Raw genomic sequence first — 17857 nt, forward strand, 5'->3', positions numbered from 1 at the left:
AGTCGCGAGTGGGCGTGGGTGAAGGAATCTTTAATGGAGAAAAAACCGACGGAGTACAGATGTACTCTGCCCGGGTTTTTAGTGGGCCAGACCCATTTGGCTGCGCTGGCTTCGCCACATGAGTCGTCCAGCGGTGATGGCCCAGTTGGCCAGGGCAATCACCAGCACCAGTTGCAACAGCGCGGGGATGCCGGCGTGGACAATGATCGAGCCGGCCAGCAACGGGAAGCCGAAAACCCCGACGAAGTAGGCAAGGCTGAACAGCAGCAGCGCCTGCGCGGTGTGGCCGCTGGGTGCTTCATTGGCCGCCAGGCCATTGATTACCGAGTAGGTCAGGCCGTAGCCGACGCCGAGGACGATGGCGGCAAGCAGGTAGGTGGTGGCGCTGTCGACCAGGAACATGAACATCAGTACCGACAGCACCATCAGGGCAGTCAGCACACAGGACGTACGGTAAGGATCGCGCTTGACGATAAAGCCCGCGATCAGCATCCGGCAAGATATGGCCGCAGACATGAAACCGAGGAAAAACAACGAGTAATCCAGATGTTTTAGCGTGGCGTATGAAGTCTGGAAACTGGACAGCCCGCCGAAGATCGCACCGCCCAGGCCCACCATGAGAATGGCGAACGCTGCTTTGGAACTGAACACTGAACGTGCAGCAGCGGGGGTGATCCGGCACACCACCACCGGCCCGAGATGGGCTTGTTGTTGCCGAATCCGCGGGCCCATCAGCAGGAAGAGCGCGCCGCCCAGCAGGCTTGCCGCCGCCGCGACGACAAAGGCCGCTTCCACCGGATACCCCAGTGCTTCCGACAGCCGCCCTACCAGAGGGCCGGTGCCGATGCCGGTCATCATGCTGCCCGACAGCAGGGCGAAGTACCTGACCCGCCGTGCCGGCTCGACGATCATCGCCACGATGATCGGGCCCAGGGTGTAAAACACGCCCCAGCCAAAACCGAGCAACAGGCCGAATAGCAGTAACGTGGTGCCGACACTGGGCACCAGGGCAAAGCCCAAGCAGGCGGCAGAGAGGAACACCGCGCCGGTGGCGATGGCTTTTGGCGCGCCCATCTTGTCGGTCAAGTGCCCGGAAAAGATCACGGCGAGGAAGGTGCTGAGCATGGCCACGGATATCACCGAGCCCGCATCGGACTCGCTGCCGCCATGGGCACTGAGCATCTTCGCCAGCAGGAAGGTGGTGCCGTACGACAGCGAAAGCAGGTAGCTGCTCAGGCAGAACGTGCCGAACAACCCAGGCGCGGGCACCGCGCCTGTATCGGATACCGAGGACATCGTGTTCTCCGTGATTGATAAGGCGGCTCATCTAATCACGGCTTTCTCCCAGGACAGGTGTGAGATCGCTGGAGTGAAGATTGCGCGCGCCCGATGTATCCGCCGTTGCCGCCGCAAAACCGTGCTGCCGGGCCGCCCACACCACCACAAACGTCGCGCTCAACAGCACCAGCAGGGCCGGCGGGAAGGCGCCGACACCGAAGCGGTCCAGCAACACGCCGCCGAGAAGGCCGCCACCGGCGATCGCCAGGTTCCAGGCCGTGACCAGCATCGACTGCGCGACATCGGCGGCGCTCCCGGCGGTATTGGCCAGGCTGGTTTGCAGCAGCGTGGGCACGCCACCGAAGGCCAGCCCCCAGACCGCCACCGCCGCATACACCAGGGCCGGGATATCGCTCGCCACGCCCAGCGCCAGCGAAGCCAGGCCGAACAGCAGCGTACTGGCCAGGGTAAGCGTGCGCAGATGACGGTCGATCAGCACGCCGATGACCCAGATGCCCAGCAGCGAGCTTACGCCGAACACCAGCAGCACCAGGCCGGTGCTCTTGGCCATATCGGCCGCCGCGAGGAAGGGCGCGATGTAGGTGTAGAGGATGTTGTGCGCCAGCACGAAGGCCAGCACCACGAACAGCACCGAGCGCACGCCAGCCAGCTTGAAAACTTGTCCCAGCGAGCGCTGTTGGTCCGCGGTCTGCCCGGCAAAATCCGGGACCTTGATACGCACCCAGAGCATCAGCCCTAGCGCCAGAACGCTCATGATGCCGAAGCACAGGCGCCAGCCCAGCAGGGTGCCGAGCGCGGTGCCGGCCGGCACGCCGAGCGCCAGCGCTACCGGCGTACCGACCATCGCGATGGCGATGGCTTTGCCTTTCTGGTGCTCGGGCACCATGCGCGCGGCGTAGCCGGCGATCAGCGCCCACAGCAGGCCTGCGGACATACCGGCGAGAAAGCGCGCCACCAGCGTCAGCACGTAGTTGCCGGAGAGTGCGGTGAGGGTGTTGGCGACGACGAAACCGGCAATCGCTACCAGCAACAAGGGGCGCCGACGCAGGCCTTGGGTCAGGGTAGTCAGCGGAATGGCCGCGAGCAGCGAGCCGATGGCATAGACCGTGACGAGCTGCCCGGCCAGCGCCTCGGAAACCCCCAGGCTCGCGCTGATCTGCGGCAGCAAGCCGGCCGGCAATGCTTCGGTCAGAACGGTGACGAAGCCTGCGAGTGCGAGGGCCAGGAGGGCGGCAATCGGTAAGGGTTTGTGGGTGAGGTTGCTCATTGCCCGGCCTCCCGTGCAACGACCACTTTGCCGGCCACACCACCTGTTTCCAACAGACGGTGCGCCTCGATCAGCCGCGTGGCATCCAGCGGATGGAGCACCTGGCTTGAGGTAGGGCGCAGCACGCCGGCGTCCACCAGCGCGGCGACTTCGTTGAGGATCTGATGCTGCGCGATCATGTCCGGTGTCCGGTACAGCGGCCGGGTGAACACCATTTCCCAGTGCAGCGACACGCTTTTGGCTTTGAAAGGCGTGGCGTCCAGGCTGTCGTGGTCGTCGATGATGGCCAGCCGGCCCTGTGGCGCAATCAGTTCCGCCAGCTCATGCAGGTGATCGGCGGTGTGCGAAAGCGCCGCCACATGGCTGACCGGTGCGATCGCCAGTGCACTGACCTGCGCCGCTAGCGGCGCGCGGTGGTCGATGACGTGATGAGCGCCCAGGGCCAGGCACCAGTCGCGACTTTGCCCACGGGACGCCGTGGCGATGACCGTCAGGCCGGTCAACCGGCGCGCAAGCTGGATCAGCATCGAGCCAACACCGCCGGCGCCGCCGAGTACCAACAGGCTGCCGGCATGGGCCGGTTTGCCCGGCGGCACGGCGAGGCGGTCGAACAGCAGTTGCCAGGCCGTCAGCGCTGTCAGCGGCAACGCCGCCGCCTCGGCATAGCCCAGGCTTTGCGGCATGTGCCCGACGATGCGTTCGTCCACCAGTTGATACTGCGCGTTGCTGCCGCTGCGATCGAAAGAGCCCGCGTAATAGACCTTCTGGCCGGGCCGGAACAGCGTCACCGCGCTACCGACGGCGTCGACTATCCCGGCGGCATCCCAGCCCAGGCAGCGGACGGGGCCCGGCGTCGACACCAGACCTGCGCGGACCTTGGTGTCCAGCGGATTGACCGAGACCGCGTGAACGGCCACTCGCACGTCGTGCGGTCCGGGCTCTGGGCGTTCGACCTCGATATCGGTCAGGCACAACGGGTCGGCCAGCGACGATCCTCGGCGAAAGCCGACGGCCTTCATGGGGGAGCGGAGGGTAGGGTGCGTCACAGCGATGTCCTTGATTCGATAAACCAGGCGCAGACGATAGAAATCCGGCGATTAAAGAAAAAGCCGAGTAGAGTTCCTTGCTCTACGGACTGGAATGTCCGCAATCGAGGTGGTGTATGGACCGCTTGAATGGATTTGCCGTGTTCGTCCAGGTCGCGGAAACCCGCAGTTTTGTCGCGGCCGGCAGGCTGCTGGGTGTTTCCGCGTCTGCCGTGGGCAAGAGCGTGGTGCGTCTGGAAGAGCGGCTCGGCGTGCGGCTGTTTCATCGCAGTACGCGCAGCGTCACGCTGACGGCGGAAGGCGCGCTGTTTCTGGAGCGCAGCCGGCGCATCCTGTCTGAAATCGAGGCGGCGGAGCTGGAGTTGTCCGAGGCCAGTGCCGCGCCACGCGGGCGCTTGCGGGTGAGCCTGCCGCTGGTGAGTCCGCTGGTCTTGCCGGTACTCGCCGACTTCATGCGCGATTACCCCGACATCGAGCTGGACCTGGATTTCACCGACCGGCTGGTGGATGTGATCGAGGAGGGCTTCGACGCCGTGGTGCGCACCGGCGAGCCCAGTGACTCGCGCCTGACCGCCCGCCGGCTGGGCGCCTTCCGTTCGATACTGGTCGCGTCACCTGCCTATCTGGCACGGCGCGGCACGCCCAAGGTGCCCGAGGACCTGCTGCAACACACCTGTCTTCACTACCGCTTTCCCTACAGCGGCAAGCTCGAACACTGGTCGCTGCAGCAGGCGCCCGGCACGGCCGAGCTGCAACTGCCCACCTCAATGATCTGCAACAACATCGAGACCCGGGTGCACTTCGTGCTGAAGGGGCTGGGCATCGCCTGCCTGCCGGACTTTTCCATCCGCGAGCTGCTTGCCGATGGCCAGCTCGTGGCGGTATTGGATGACCACGAGGGGCGCAGCGGTGTGTTCAATGTGCTGTGGCCGGCCAGCAAGCACGCGTCGCCGAAAGTCCGCGTGTTCGTCGATTACCTGTGTGCCCGGGTGTTTCCTGCGCAAGACGCACAGCGCTGACGCCGGCTCGCTGAAAACCCCGCCCGAGCGCTCTAGCGCCTGATATGGCCTTTTAACTGTTCTGCCTAACGCCGCCTCGGAATCCCGGGGCGGCGTTTTTGTTTTGCACGGCTGCAAAGATTTTCGATTGACATGAATCACTATCTGTTCGAGTATTTCGTTTAAGTGATTTATGTATATCGCACAGCGATACGGAGAATAAATTGTACGATCCACTGGTCAATGCGCACCCAGGCGTCGGATTGCCACATTCCACGTCCTACTGGGTAGATACGGCGGGTAACGCACCGCAGGATGATGGGCCGGTTACCGGGGCCATGGACGTTGAAGTCGCGATCATTGGCGCCGGTTACACGGGCTTGAGTTGCGCGCTGCACCTGGCCCGCGAGCACGGGATTCACGCCGTGGTCCTGGAGGCGAATCAGGTGGCGTGGGGCTGCAGCGGTCGCAATGGCAGCTTCGCCCGTATTTCCGGGGGGCGGGTGCCGCTGGCCGAGTTGATCGAGCGGTATGGCGTCAGCACGGCCAAAGCCTATTTCGATGAAATGTCGGCGGGGCTGAACACCGTGCGCGGGCTGATTCGTGAAGGGCAGATCGAGTGCGATGCGCAGCCGGACGGCGTGTTCAAGGTCGCCAGTCATGCCGGGCATGTGGTTGCGCTCAAGCGCGAAGTCGGCCTCTATAACGACGTCTTGAAGTACGGCGCCCGCTTTGTCGAGGCATCCCAGGTGCACGGCGTGCACAGCGGCGCGGAGGCCTTCGGGGCGCTGTATATGCCGGACGGCTTTTCCATGCACCCGCTGAAACTGGCCTGGGGCGTCCAGCGTCTGGCCCGCGAAGCCGGGGCCAAGGTCCATGTGGCCTCGCCGGTGACCGAATGGCATAGCGACAACGGCCGCCATCGGCTGGTGACGCCGGGCGGCGTGGTGACCGCCCGCCGCGTGGTGGTGGCCACCAACGGCTACACCTCCGGCGCGCTGAACAAGGCCACGGCCGGACGGGTGCTGCCGGTTCACTCGCAGATCATCGTCACGCGCCCGTTGAGCGCCGACGAGAAACGCCAGAGCCTGGCGGGCAGCGAATGCATGTTCGATACCCGCAACCTGCTCTCGTATTACCGCCGTCTGCCGGACGACCGCATTCTGTTCGGCGGCCGCAGTGCGATCACCGGTCGCGATGCGGAAAACCCGCGCCACCGGCAGAACCTGCACGACGCGTTGTGCCGCAAGTTTCCGGCATTGCAGGGCATCGAGGTGGATTACAACTGGGGCGGCTGGGTCGCGGTGAGCGAAAACTCGCTGCCGTTCATTTGTCGCGTGCCGGGCCTGGACAATGTGTTCTCCGGCGGCGGTTATGCCGGAAGCGGGGTGTCGTTCTCGGTGCAGACCGGCAAGCGCCTGGCGCAGATGGTGGCCGGCGATGAGCAGCCCACCGGCATCGATTTTCTCCACCAGAGCCCGAGACGCTTTCCGTTTCAGCCGTTCCTGCGCGTCGGCCAGCGGATGGCCTACGCCTGGTACCGTTTCAAGGATGCGCAGTAAGCAGCGAGACCGGCCCGCAGTGGCCAGCGAGGCAGACGGATAACGTCTCCCGGTATAACAACAGCAACAGGGGCCGCAACGCCCGGCGTTCGATTCAACTGTCTAATTACAATAACCTCAGGAGTTGAAAATGCGATCAATCAACAAGCGAATGGCGGGGCTGGCGTTGACCATGTCCTTGTGTGCCGTGGCCCAGGTGCAGGCCGCGGGGAGCGTGACCTTTGCCGGCTGGGGCGGTGCGTTGCAGGATGCCGAGCGCAAGGCGTACCTCGAACCCGCCGCGAAGGCGCTGGGCATCACGATCAAGGAAGACAACATGGACGGCCTGGCGGCCGTGCGCGCCCAGGTCATGTCGGGCAAGCCCAAGTGGGACGTGGTCGAACTGGCGTCCAACGATTGCGTGCTGGCGCAGGAGCAGGGGCTGACCGAACCGCTGGACTACTCGGTGATCAGCACCGAAGGCGTGGCCGCGAACTTCTACGGCAAGAACTGGATCGCCAGCAATGCCTATTCCACCGTGCTGGCCTGGGCCAACGATGCCGGCGCCACCACGCCGAAAACCTGGAAAGCCTTCTTCGACCCTGAGGTCAAAGCCTCGCGGGCCATGTACCGGCAGCCCTACACCACGCTCGAACTGGCGTTGATTGCCGACGGCGTATCGCCCAAGGCGCTGTACCCGCTGGACGTCGACCGCGCCTTCAAGGTGCTCGAACGCATCAAGCCGCAGGTGATCAACTGGTGGCGCAGCGGCACCGACTCCGCGCAACTGCTGCGTAGCCGTGAAGTGGATGCGCTGGCGATCTGGGCCTCGCGGGTCGATGAGTTGAAGCAGTCCGGCGACGATGTCGATTACACCTACGACCATGCCTTGCTCGACTACGATTGCGTGGTCGTGCCCAAAGGCGCGCCGAACAAAGAGCTGGCGATGAAGCTGGTCGCCGAAATCATGAAGCCGCACAGCCAGGCCACCCTGGTGACCCTGATCCCGAACCCACCGATCAACGTCAAGGCCTATGACACCGGGATCATTCCCGCCGCCATGGCCGCCACCCTGCCGACGGCCCCCGCCAACCTCGACAAAGTGGTGTTCTTCGACCCGGTCTGGTGGCAGGCGCATCAGGCAGAAGTACAACGACGTTTCGACCTGTTCATCCAGAATTGACAAGGCGGCCACGATGAAGACTCTCAAGAAAAGCATGCTCCAGGGCGCCGTCGTTGCAGCATTGGCAATGGCTGCGAGTTCCGCAGTGCTGGCCGACAGCCTGACCTTCTCCGGTTGGGGCGGCGCCTTGCAGGACGCCGAGCGCAAGGCCTACCTCGAGCCCGCCGCCAAAGCGCTGGGCATCACCATCAAGGAAGACAACATGGACGGCCTGGCCGCCGTTCGTGCCCAGGTCATGTCGGGCAAGCCGAAGTGGGACGTGGTGGAACTGGGCAGCACCGAGTGCGCCCAGGCCCAGCACGAAGGGCTGGCCGAGCCGCTGGACTATTCGGTGATCGATGCCACCCATGTCGACAAATCGGTGGTCGCCAGCCACTGGATCGCCAGTCATGCCTACGCAACCGTGGTTGCCTGGGCCGAAGACAGCGGCGCGCCGGTAGCGAAAAACTGGCAGCAATTCTTCGATCCGCAGGTCAAGGGCGCGCGTGCGCTCTATCGTCAGCCCTGGCTGACCATGGAAGCGGCCTTGCTCGGCGATGGCGTGGCGCCAAAAGACCTGTATCCGCTGGATGTCGAGCGGGCGATCAAGGTGCTCACCCGGATCAAGCCGCAGGTGGCCAACTGGTGGAGCGCGGGCGCCGATTCGGCGCAGTTGCTGCGCAGCCGCGAGGTGGATTTCCTGGCGATCTGGAACGGTCGCGTCGCCGAGGTCAAGGCCAGTGGCGACAAGGTCGATTACAGCTTCGACGGTGCGCTGTTGAGCCATGACTGCCTGATCGTGCCCAAGGGTTCGCCCAACAAGGCACTGGCCATGAAGCTGATCGCCGAGATCATCAAGCCGGAAAGCCAGGCCGCCCTGGCCACGCTGATCCCGTATTCGCCGGTGAACGCCAAGGCCTACGAGCTGCCGGTCATCACCGAGGAGTTGGCCGCGCGCCTGCCGACCTCGCCGCAGAACATCGACAAGGTGGTCACGGTGTCGCCCGAGTGGTGGGTGGCGAATCAGGAAGCGGTGCGCCAGCGATTCGCCTTGTTCCTCGCCAACTGATCCGCCGCGGGTGATGTGAGAAGTGGGGTGGGGCGCCGAAGGCCCCCACCTTCGATAAGAAGGACGCTGGACGTCCGATTTGTGCCGAGTGTGAGCATGTCCGAAGACGCTAAACTTTCGATGTCGATCGACATCGAAAACCTGACCAAGACCTACGACAGCTTTGCTGCGTTGGATGATGTCTCGCTGTCGATCAAGAGCGGCGAATTCCTCTCCTTGCTCGGTTCTTCCGGTTCCGGCAAGACCACCTTGCTGATGGCCCTGGCCGGGTTCGTCCGGCCCGACGCCGGCAGCATCCGCTTCGGCGGGCGCGAGATGATCTTCGAGCCGCCGCACAAGCGCGACGTCGGCATGATGTTCCAGAGCTACGCGCTGTTCCCGCACATGAACGTGTTCCAGAACGTCGCCTATCCGCTGAAACTGCGCGGCTACAGCCGGGCCGACATTCGCCAGCGGGTCGAACAGGCCCTGGCCACGGTGGAACTGGATCACCTGATCGAGCGCGGCATCACCGAGATGTCCGGTGGTCAGCGCCAGCGCATCGCCCTGGCCCGCGCCATCGTCTTCGAACCCAAGATCCTGTTGATGGACGAACCACTCTCGGCCCTCGACAAACGCCTGCGCGAAACCATGCAGCTGGAACTGCGCCGCCTGCATGAGCGCCTGGGCATGACCGTGGTCTACGTGACCCACGACCAGCGCGAAGCCCTGACCATGTCGGACCGCATCGCGGTGATGAGCAAGGGTCGGATTCGCCAGATCGACACGCCGATCAATCTCTACGAGCGCCCGGCAAACCGCTTTATTGCCGAGTTCGTCGGCGAGTCGTCCTGCCTGCCGGTGACCCTGGAGGACGGCAAGGTGCAGTTCCAGGGCCGCCCGCTGCGGGCGGCCGGCATCGCCGCCGGGCTGAAGAACCCGAGCCTGGTGGTGCGTCCGGAAAAACTGCAGTTCGTGACCGCCAACGCCGCCGACTACAACCTGCTGCACGGCCAGGTTACCGATGTGATTTTCCAGGGTGAAAGCCAGTTGGTGCAGATCGACCTGGGGCAGGGCATGGCCGTCGCGATTCGCCAGCCAACCCGCAGTTCCGAAAGCGGCCGTCTGCCGGCCCGTGGCGAGCGCGTGGTGCTGGGCCTGCATCTGCAAGACACCCTGGTGGTGGGAGACGAGCAATGAGCGGCGGCGGATCGGTTGCGCGCAATGCGCGCGAACTGCGCAGCGCAGAACGGCGGCAACGCTGGTTCCTGTTCGGCTCCGGGCTGCCGGCATTGCTGCTGGTACTGCTGACCTTCGTGCTGCCGATCGGCTGGCTGTTCTGGCTGTCGCTGTTCGATGCCAATGGCCAGTTGACCGTGGAGAACTACACCCGGCTGCTGGAGCCGATCTATGTGCTGACGTTCGTGCAGACCTTCAAGATCAGCATCATCGTCACCATTGCCTGTGTGCTGATCGGTTACCCCTACGCCTATTTCATGATCAAGGGCCCGCGCTGGCTGGCCAACCTGGCGATGGGCCTGTTGCTGGTATCGCTGTGGACTTCGCTGCTGGTGCGCACCTATGCCTGGCTGATCATCCTGCAACGCCGTGGCATGGCCAATGACCTGCTGATGAGCCTGGGCCTGACCGACGCGCCGCTGCCACTGGTGCACAACCTGACCGGCACGGTGATCGGCATGGTGCACATCATGCTGCCGTTCATGATCCTGCCGCTGTTTGCCGCGATGAAGAGCATCGACCCGATCTACAACCAGGCGGCCGCAGCCTTTGGCGCGTCGCCGTCGCGTGCTTTCCGCGATGTGTTCCTGCCTCTGTCGCTGCCGGGACTGGCGGCCGGTGCGACCCTGGTGTTCGTGATTACCCTCGGTTTCTACGTCACCCCGGCACTGCTGGGCGGCGGCAAGGTGCAGATGATCTCGATGCGGATCGAGAGCGATGTGTCGATGTACGCCAACTGGGGCGCGGCCTCGTCGCTGGGTGTGGTGCTGCTGGTGGCCACCCTGCTCATGCTGTTTATCGTCAAGAGGAGCGCGGGCCTTGGCCGGCGCAGCGAGTGAGATCATGGCCCGACTGAAACAAACCCTGACCGACGCGCTGCGCGCTTCCTGGCTGTACGTGCTGGTGCTGGTGACGATGCTGTTCCTGGTGTTGCCGACGCTGATCGTGATCCCGATGTCGCTGTCCGATGCGCGTTACCTGAACTTCCCGCCGAAGTCGTTCAGCATCGAACCGTTCTTCAGCTACTTCGCCTCGCTGGAATGGCGCGCGGCAACCACGGTGTCGTTGATTACCGCGACCCTGACCATGCTGCTGGCAACGACCCTGGGCACTGCGGCGGCGTATTCGCTGCATGTCACCCAGTCGCGGCTGTCCGGCGTGCTGCGCGGGCTGTTGATGGCGCCGATGATCGTGCCGACCATCTTCATCGCCATCGGCCTGTTCTTCGTTTATGCGCGGCTTGACATGAACAACACCATCCCTGGCCTGGTGTTGGCGCACACGCTGCTGGCCTTGCCTTACGTGGTGATCAACGTCAGTGCCGGGCTGCGCAGCTACGACATGACCCAGGAACAGGCGGCCTGCATCCTCGGCGCCACCCGGCTGCGGGCGTTCTTCGACGTGACCTTGCCGCAGATCCGTTTTTCGGTGATCGCCGCGGCGATGTTCGCCTTTGCCATTTCCCTGGATGAAGCGGTGATCTCGCTGTTTATCAGCGGTGGCGACAGCTCCACCCTGACCAAGCGGATGTTCAGTTCGCTGCGCTCGGAGATCGACCCGCTGATCGCCGTGGTCGCGACGCTGATGACCCTGCTGTCGATCATCATGCTGTGCATCAGCATCATGGCCCAGCGCAAGGCCCGGAGGAACGCCGCATGAGTCGCGTCAACCTGCGCCTCGGGCATGCCGCCACGGCGAGCGTCGAGTTCTTCTGGAATGGCCGTGCGCTGCTGGGTCGCCAGGGCGAAAGCGTGGCGGCGGCGTTGCTGGCCAACGGTATTCGCACGTTGGCCTGGAGCCGCAAGTCGCACCGGCCGCTGGGCTATTCCGGCAACTACGTCGCCGGCGTGCTGGCACGGGTCAACGGCGTGCCGAACGTGCGCCTGGACCTGCTGCCGGTCAGCGCCGGCGCACGGGTAGAGATGCAGAATTGCTGGCCCACCCCGGCGTTCGACCTGTTGCGGCTGTCGCGGCTGATTCCCGCAGGCTGGATTCAGGGCGGTTTCGAGCACACCAATCTGGTGCCCAGCGGCACGGCGCTGTTCCAGCGCTGGGAAGCGCTGCTGGCGTTTCTCGCGGGCTCAGCCAAACCGGCTGAGCGCACCGGCGAGGTCGCCGTGCCTGCGGCGCAGCACCTGAGTGCCGAGGTGCTGGTAATCGGTGGCGGGCTGGCGGGTTGTGCTGCCGCCAATCAGGCGGCGGCCGGCGGACGTGATGTGTTGCTGGTGACCCGTGGTCAGTCACTGGCCCGTTTTGCCTGCGCCGCGGGCGTGGCCCGGCCGGTGCTGGACCCACGGGTGCGGTTGGTGACGGGCGTCGAAGTGTTCGGCGCCTACCGTGAAGGCGAGTTGCTGCTCGCCGCGCCTGAAGACCCCGCGCAAGGCGCGCTGGCCCTCGATGCGGATGAAGTGATTCTGGCCAGCGGCCGCCGTGCTTGTCCGCCCGTGGTTCCGGGCATGTGGCTGCCCGGAGTGATGGAGGTACGCACGGCATTGATCATGGCCCATCAACATGCGGTGGCGCCGGGCGCACGGGTGGTGGTGGTCGGCAATGGCGACCAGCAGGCGGTGGCCAGCCGTTTGGGCGAACTGGGCGTAAACGTGGTGGCCGCGCTGCCGGTGGCCGGGTTGCGCCGGGTGGTGGGGCACCGCCAGGTCACGGCGGCGCTGTTCGACGAAGCGATTCCTTGCGATGCACTGGTTCATGCCGGTCCGTGGTTGACCGAAGCCAGCCTGACCTTCCAGAGCCGCGCCGAAGGTTTGCTGCAATTGCGCGAGCAACGCCAGAGCCGCCTGCGCACCGTGGGTTCAGCGAGCGAAACCGATCAGCCGCTGCCGGTGGCCGCGCGATCGCGGCACGCGGCGTTGCTGTGCCCGTGCTTCGACGTGTCCGGTCATGAAGTCGAGGCCCTGATCGCCCAAGGCATTACCGACCTGGAAGTGATCAAGCGCCTGACGTCCTGCGGCATGGGCCCGTGTCAGGGGCAACCTTGTTGGGATTCGTTGCGGGCGCTGGTCAGTGCCCGTAGCGGCATCGCCCTGACGGCATTGGCCCGGCCGACGCTGCGCCCGCCACGCCGTGCTTTGACCGTTGCCCAGGCTGCCGGCCTGGCTGCGGTTGTCGAGCCACTGCAATGAATGCCGTCAAGCCATTGCCTGGCAAGGCATCGATCATCATCGCCGGCGCGGGTATCCAGGGCCTGTCGCTGGCGTTCAACCTGACGGAGCTGGGCGTGCGCGACATTCTTGTGCTCGATGCCGGTTACTGGCAGGGCGGCGCTTCGGGCCGCAACGGCACGCTGATTCGCGGCGCATTCAGCTCGCCGGAGTGGACGCGTTTCTTCGCCCATTCCTGCCACTTGTGGCAGGGGCTGTCGAAACGTCTGGGCGAGAACGTCATGTATTCGCGCCGTGGCTACACCATGGTGGGCGAACGCGACACCACGGCGACGCTGCTGGAGCGCACGCGGGAAGTGCACAAGGAATGCGGCATCACTTCCGGCCTGCTGAACCCGGCGCAACTGCGCGAAGTGCTGCCGGCCCTGGCCCATGAGCGGGTGAGCGCGGCGCTGCACCTGCCGGACAGCGGCGTGGCGCCGCACCATGCCGCGATGCATGCCTATCGGCAGGCATGCGAGGCACGCGGGGTGGCGATTCATTACCGCACCGAAGTCACCGCCATCGACCAGAGCGCCGGGCGTATTTCCGGGGTGCGGGTCGGGCAGCAGTGGATTGCCAGCGATACCGTGGTCCTCGCCGGAGGCGCCGAGAGCAATCGCCTGGCGCAATTGGCGGGGGTGGCGCTGGACGGTTACCCGATGCGCCTGGAAGCCATGGCGCTGGAACCGACCCGGCCCCTGATCGGTCCCGCCGTGGCACTGCTGGATCGGCTCTGCTACATGCACCAGACTGCGCGCGGTGAAGTGGTGGGCGGCGCCGAAGTCGCCGAGCGGCCACAGCACACCTTGAATGCCGATGTGCCGGTGATGGCGGCGACAGCACGGGCGTATCTGGAGATGTTTCCGCAGTTGGGCCATGCGCGGATCTTGCGTCAATGGGCCGGCCTGGTGCATATCTCCAAGGATTTCGGGCCGCTGTTGGGGGCCCATCAGCAACTGCCGGGCCTGTTTGTCAGTGCGGGTTGGTGTTACGGCCACGCCGGCGCACCGGCCGCCGGGGAATTACTGGCCAAGGCCATCGTCAGCGGCGAGGTGGATGAGCGCATGCGCCCCTTCGCCGTGGACAGGTTTGAACGCAACGCGCCGGTCGTGGAACCTGGCATTGTCTTGAGTCATTTCGAATGAAACACAGCGTTGAAAGCACCGTGATAACCGCGTTTTTCGCGGCAAAAACAAGGAAAACCCCATGAGTACTGCAGAAGACTCGCCACTGTTCATTACTGCTTTGTCCAAGGGGCTGGCGATCCTGACGGCGTTCCGTGCCGGACGCCCGAGCATGAGTCTGATCGAATTGGCCGAGGCGACGGGGCTGAACAAAAGCACCGTGCAACGTTCGGCCTTCACCCTTGAAGCGCTGGGTTACCTGTACAAGGAACCGGTGACCAAGCGCTTGCGCCTGGCCCCCAAGTCCCTCGACCTGGGCACCGGCTACCTGCAGACCAGCGAGTTGATCGAGCGTGCCAACCCGTACTTGCACGAACTCAACCGCAACGTCGAGGAAAGCTGCAACCTGCTTGAACCGTGCGGGCTGGACATGCTCTACGTCGCCCGTTTCCCGAGCCACAAGCAGATCGCCATTCATATGCCGCTGGGCCGTCACCTGCCGATGTACTGCACTTCGGCGGGCCGCGCTTACCTGGCCGCACTGCCGGAGGCGGAAGCGGACGCGATCCTGATCGCCTCCGAGCGCCAGGGCTACACCGCGAGCACGGTCACCGACCTGGACGCGTTGCGCACGATGGTCGCCGAGGCCCGCCGCGAAGGCTATGCCTACGCCCAGGAAGAGTATTTCGCCGGGGATATCAGCGTCGCCGCCGCAGTGGTCAACGCCGATGGCTACCCGCTGGGGGCGGTCAATATCTCCGTGCCCTTCAGTCGCTGGAACCTGGAAGACGCGCGCAAGCAACTGGCGCCTAAAGTGATCAATACCGCGCGCACCATCGCCAGCGCGACACGCAGTTTACGTCCCGTGGGCTAGCGCCCCCGGGCAACACCTTTCGACCCGCACACACCGCCGCCAGCCCAGGCTGGCGGTATAGGTGCTCAATTGCCCGAAAACCGGGTGGATGTATCAGGAGAGAGCGATGAGTCAAACCATGAAGGCTGCCGTTCTGCACGGCGTCGGCGAGCCCCTGCGTATCGAACAGGTCCCGATTCCGCAGCCTGGCCCGGGCGAACTGTTGATCCGCATCGTCGCCTGTGGCGTCTGCCACAGCGACCTGCATGCCATGGACGGTGACTGGTCGGACCTGCCGACCTTGCCGTTGATTCCCGGCCATGAAATCACCGGACATGTCGTTGCCCATGGCGACGGTGTCAGCGAGCCGGCGATCGGCACTGCGGTCGGCATGCCGTGGATGTACAGCGCCTGCGGCACTTGCGAGTTCTGCCTCGGCGGCATGGAAACCATCTGCGAGCGCCGCGAATCCACCGGCTACAGCAAGCAGGGCGGGTATGCCGAATACATGGTCGCTCCGGCGGCATTCGTTGCCAGCATCCCGGACGGTGTCGATCTGTATGCCCTGGCGCCGATCCTCTGCGCGGGCGTGACCACTTACCGTGGCCTGATGCGCTCGCGGGCCCGGCCGGGGCAGTGGGTTGCGGTCATGGGTATCGGCGGCCTCGGCCATGTGGCGGTGCAGTACGCCATTGCCATGGGCCTGCGCGTGGCGGCCATCGATGTGTCCGCGGACAAGCTCGAACTGGCCCGCAGCTATGGCGCCGAATGCCTGATCGACGCCCTCGATAACCCGGTCGAAACCCTCAAACAACAGATTTCCGGCGGCGTCCACGCGGTACTGGTGACCGCCACCGCCAATGCCGCGTTCGAGCAGTCGGTGAAGATGCTGCGCCCCGGCGGCACGGCGGTGTTCATCGGCCTGCCGGGCGGCGATGCCGACAGCGTGCGCGCCTCTATCTCGGCCATCAGCGGCTGGGAGCTGTCGATCACCGGTTCCAATATCGGCACCCGCCACGACCTCAACGAAGCGGTGGCCTTTGCCGCCCGCGGCCAGGTGAAAGCGCAGGTCAGCCTCGAACGCCTGGACGATATCAACGACATCTTCTCCCGCATGCGCAAAGGCCAACTGGTCGGTCGCACCGTGCTGAAAATTGCCTGATCCAAGCCCTTTGTCCTCAACAGGAGTCACCTTCATGACCATCACCCGCCTGCAACCCAATCCCGGCCTGCTCAGCCACGCGCTGGTGCACAACGGCATCGTCTACATCACCGGCCAGGTACCGGCCGACCGCACCCAGGACGTTTCCGGCCAGACCGCCCAGGTGCTGGCGCGCATCGATGCGCTGCTGGCCGAGGCTGGCTCCGACAAGTCGCACATCCTGTTCGCGCAGATCTGGCTCAAGCACGCCGTGCAGGACTTCGCCGCGATGAATGCGGTCTGGCGCGAGTGGGTGCCACAGGACGCACTGCCGGCCCGGGCAACCGTCGAGGCCAATATGGCGGCGGACAATATCCTGGTGGAAATCGCCCTGCAGGCGGCGGTCAAGGCCTGAGTCAGCCATTCACGATCTGCCGGCGAGAGGTCTCGACCGGCACTGGAGAGTTTTCAATGAGCAGTATCGTTCCTCATCTGATCAACGGCGCACGCGTGCAGGGCACGGGTCGCACCGCGGATGTCTACAACCCGTCCACCGGCGCCGTGGTCCGGCAAGTCGCGCTGGCCGACAGCGCCACCCTGCAACAGGCGATCGACGCCGCCCGCGCCGCCTTCCCGGCCTGGCGCAACACGCCGCCGGCGAAGCGCGCGCAGGTGATGTTCCGCTTCAAGCAACTGCTGGAGCAGAACGAAGCGAAGATCTCGCAACTGATCAGCGAGGAACACGGCAAGACCCTGGAAGACGCCGCCGGCGAACTCAAGCGCGGGATCGAAAACGTCGAGTTCGCCTGTGGCGCACCGGAACTGCTCAAAGGCGACTACAGCCGCAACGTCGGGCCGCATATCGATGCCTGGACCGACCTGCAGCCGGTGGGCGTGGTGGCGGGCATCACGCCGTTCAACTTCCCGGCCATGGTGCCGCTGTGGATGTACCCGCTGGCGATCGTCTGCGGTAACTGCTTCATCCTCAAACCGTCCGAGCGCGACCCGAGTTCCACCCTGTACATCGCCGAACTGCTGATCGAAGCGGGCCTGCCAAAGGGCGTGATGAGCGTGGTGCATGGCGACAAGGAAGCGGTGGACGGCCTGATCCAGTCGCCGCACGTCAAAGCCTTGAGCTTTGTCGGCTCCACGCCGATTGCCGAATACATCTACAGCGAAGGCACCAAGCGCGGCAAACGCGTGCAGGCACTGGGCGGGGCGAAAAACCACGCGGTGCTGATGCCCGATGCCGACCTGGACAACGCGGTCGGTGCGCTGATGGGCGCGGCCTACGGTTCGTGCGGCGAGCGCTGCATGGCGCTGTCGGTGGCGGTGTGTGTCGGCGACGCCATCGCCGATGCGCTGGTGACCCGGCTGGTGCCGGAGGTGCGCGCACTGAAAATCGGTGCCGGCACGTCCACTGGCCTGGACATGGGCCCGCTGGTGACCGGCGCGGCGCGGGACAAGGTCAAGGGCTATATCGACGCCGGGGTCGCCCAGGGTGCCAGCCTGCTGGTGGACGGTCGCGATCTGGTGGTGGAGGGCAATGAAAACGGCTTCTTCGTCGGCGGCACGCTGTTTGACCGGGTCAATGCGCAGATGAGCATCTACACCGACGAAATCTTCGGCCCGGTGCTGTGCATCGTCCGTGTCGGCAGCCTGGAAGAAGCCATGCAACTGATCAACGATCACGAATACGGCAACGGCACCTGCATCTTCACCCGCGACGGTGAAGCGGCGCGGCTGTTCTGCGACGAGATCGAGGTGGGCATGGTCGGCGTCAACGTGCCGTTGCCAGTGCCGGTGAGCTACCACAGCTTCGGCGGCTGGAAGCGTTCGCTGTTCGGCGACCTGCACGCCTACGGCCCGGACGGTGTGCGTTTCTACACCCGCAAGAAGGCCATCACCCAGCGCTGGCCGCGCCGCGCCAGCCATGAGGCGGCGCAGTTTGCCTTCCCCAGCAACGGCTGAGTTACCTGAC

16 protein-coding genes are annotated in these 17857 nt (G+C 64.9%); 13 read left to right on the top strand and 3 right to left on the bottom strand.

The window, feature by feature from the left end; all coding sequences use genetic code 11:
• Positions 1-78: 78 nt before the first annotated feature.
• Genes HWV67_RS05540 through HWV67_RS05550 form a run of 3 tightly spaced genes read right to left on the bottom strand, consistent with a single transcriptional unit; the run spans position 79 to position 3585 of the window.
• Positions 79-1296 (bottom strand): MFS transporter, encoded by a 1218-nt coding sequence (locus tag HWV67_RS05540; protein ID WP_175650286.1) that lies wholly within the window; start codon positions 1294-1296, stop codon positions 79-81.
• Positions 1297-1327: 31 nt separating this feature from the next.
• Positions 1328-2566, bottom strand: coding sequence for an MFS transporter (locus HWV67_RS05545; protein ID WP_175650287.1), 1239 nt, complete (start codon positions 2564-2566; stop codon positions 1328-1330).
• On the bottom strand, positions 2563-3585 hold the full coding sequence (locus tag HWV67_RS05550; protein WP_175650972.1) for a zinc-binding alcohol dehydrogenase family protein: 1023 nt from the start codon (positions 3583-3585) through the stop codon (positions 2563-2565). The genes HWV67_RS05545 and HWV67_RS05550 overlap by 4 nt, the downstream gene beginning before the upstream one ends.
• 143 nt (positions 3586-3728) lie before the next feature.
• Here HWV67_RS05550 and HWV67_RS05555 point away from each other — a divergent pair, with 143 nt between their 5' ends.
• From HWV67_RS05555 to HWV67_RS05615, 13 genes are all read left to right on the top strand, one after another.
• On the top strand, positions 3729-4631 hold the full coding sequence (locus HWV67_RS05555) for a LysR family transcriptional regulator (RefSeq protein ID WP_175650288.1): 903 nt from the start codon (positions 3729-3731) through the stop codon (positions 4629-4631).
• 203 nt (positions 4632-4834) lie between these two features.
• The gene (locus HWV67_RS05560; RefSeq protein ID WP_256680010.1) at positions 4835-6172 is read left to right on the top strand and encodes an NAD(P)/FAD-dependent oxidoreductase; all 1338 of its coding nucleotides are present in this window, start codon (positions 4835-4837) and stop codon (positions 6170-6172) included.
• Positions 6173-6302: 130 nt separating this feature from the next.
• On the top strand, positions 6303-7334 hold the full coding sequence (locus tag HWV67_RS05565; RefSeq protein WP_110971576.1) for an ABC transporter substrate-binding protein: 1032 nt from the start codon (positions 6303-6305) through the stop codon (positions 7332-7334).
• 13 nt (positions 7335-7347) lie between these two features.
• Complete coding sequence (locus HWV67_RS05570; RefSeq protein ID WP_256680011.1) at positions 7348-8382, top strand: polyamine ABC transporter substrate-binding protein; 1035 nt, start codon at positions 7348-7350, stop codon at positions 8380-8382.
• Between the two features lie 96 nt (positions 8383-8478).
• Positions 8479-9561, top strand: coding sequence for an ABC transporter ATP-binding protein (locus HWV67_RS05575; RefSeq protein ID WP_175650289.1), 1083 nt, complete (start codon positions 8479-8481; stop codon positions 9559-9561).
• Entirely contained in the window at positions 9558-10439 is an 882-nt protein-coding gene (locus HWV67_RS05580) for an ABC transporter permease (RefSeq protein WP_095153418.1), read from the top strand. The genes HWV67_RS05575 and HWV67_RS05580 overlap by 4 nt, the downstream gene beginning before the upstream one ends.
• 4 nt (positions 10440-10443) lie before the next feature.
• On the top strand, positions 10444-11259 hold the full coding sequence (locus HWV67_RS05585; protein ID WP_110971646.1) for an ABC transporter permease: 816 nt from the start codon (positions 10444-10446) through the stop codon (positions 11257-11259).
• Positions 11256-12737, top strand: a complete 1482-nt coding sequence (locus tag HWV67_RS05590; protein WP_175650290.1) for a 2Fe-2S iron-sulfur cluster-binding protein — start codon at positions 11256-11258, stop codon at positions 12735-12737. The genes HWV67_RS05585 and HWV67_RS05590 overlap by 4 nt, the downstream gene beginning before the upstream one ends.
• Positions 12734-13903: an NAD(P)/FAD-dependent oxidoreductase gene (locus tag HWV67_RS05595; RefSeq protein ID WP_256680012.1), complete on the top strand. Its 1170-nt coding sequence runs from the start codon at positions 12734-12736 to the stop codon at positions 13901-13903. Before HWV67_RS05590 ends, HWV67_RS05595 begins: the two co-directional genes overlap by 4 nt.
• 61 nt (positions 13904-13964) lie before the next feature.
• Complete coding sequence (locus HWV67_RS05600; RefSeq protein ID WP_095153415.1) at positions 13965-14756, top strand: IclR family transcriptional regulator; 792 nt, start codon at positions 13965-13967, stop codon at positions 14754-14756.
• A gap of 106 nt (positions 14757-14862) precedes the next feature.
• Positions 14863-15897 carry a zinc-dependent alcohol dehydrogenase gene (locus HWV67_RS05605; RefSeq protein WP_175650291.1) on the top strand — a complete coding sequence of 345 codons (1035 nt, stop codon included), beginning with the start codon at positions 14863-14865 and terminating at the stop codon, positions 15895-15897.
• Between the two features lie 34 nt (positions 15898-15931).
• Positions 15932-16291, top strand: coding sequence for a RidA family protein (locus HWV67_RS05610; RefSeq protein WP_095153413.1), 360 nt, complete (start codon positions 15932-15934; stop codon positions 16289-16291).
• Positions 16292-16347: 56 nt separating this feature from the next.
• Positions 16348-17847 carry a CoA-acylating methylmalonate-semialdehyde dehydrogenase gene (locus HWV67_RS05615; RefSeq protein WP_175650292.1) on the top strand — a complete coding sequence of 500 codons (1500 nt, stop codon included), beginning with the start codon at positions 16348-16350 and terminating at the stop codon, positions 17845-17847.
• Positions 17848-17857: the final 10 nt, after the last annotated feature.

The sequence above is a fragment of the Pseudomonas sp. Marseille-P9899 genome (genome assembly GCF_903166565.1).
Lineage (GTDB): Bacteria > Pseudomonadota > Gammaproteobacteria > Pseudomonadales > Pseudomonadaceae > Aquipseudomonas > Aquipseudomonas huaxiensis.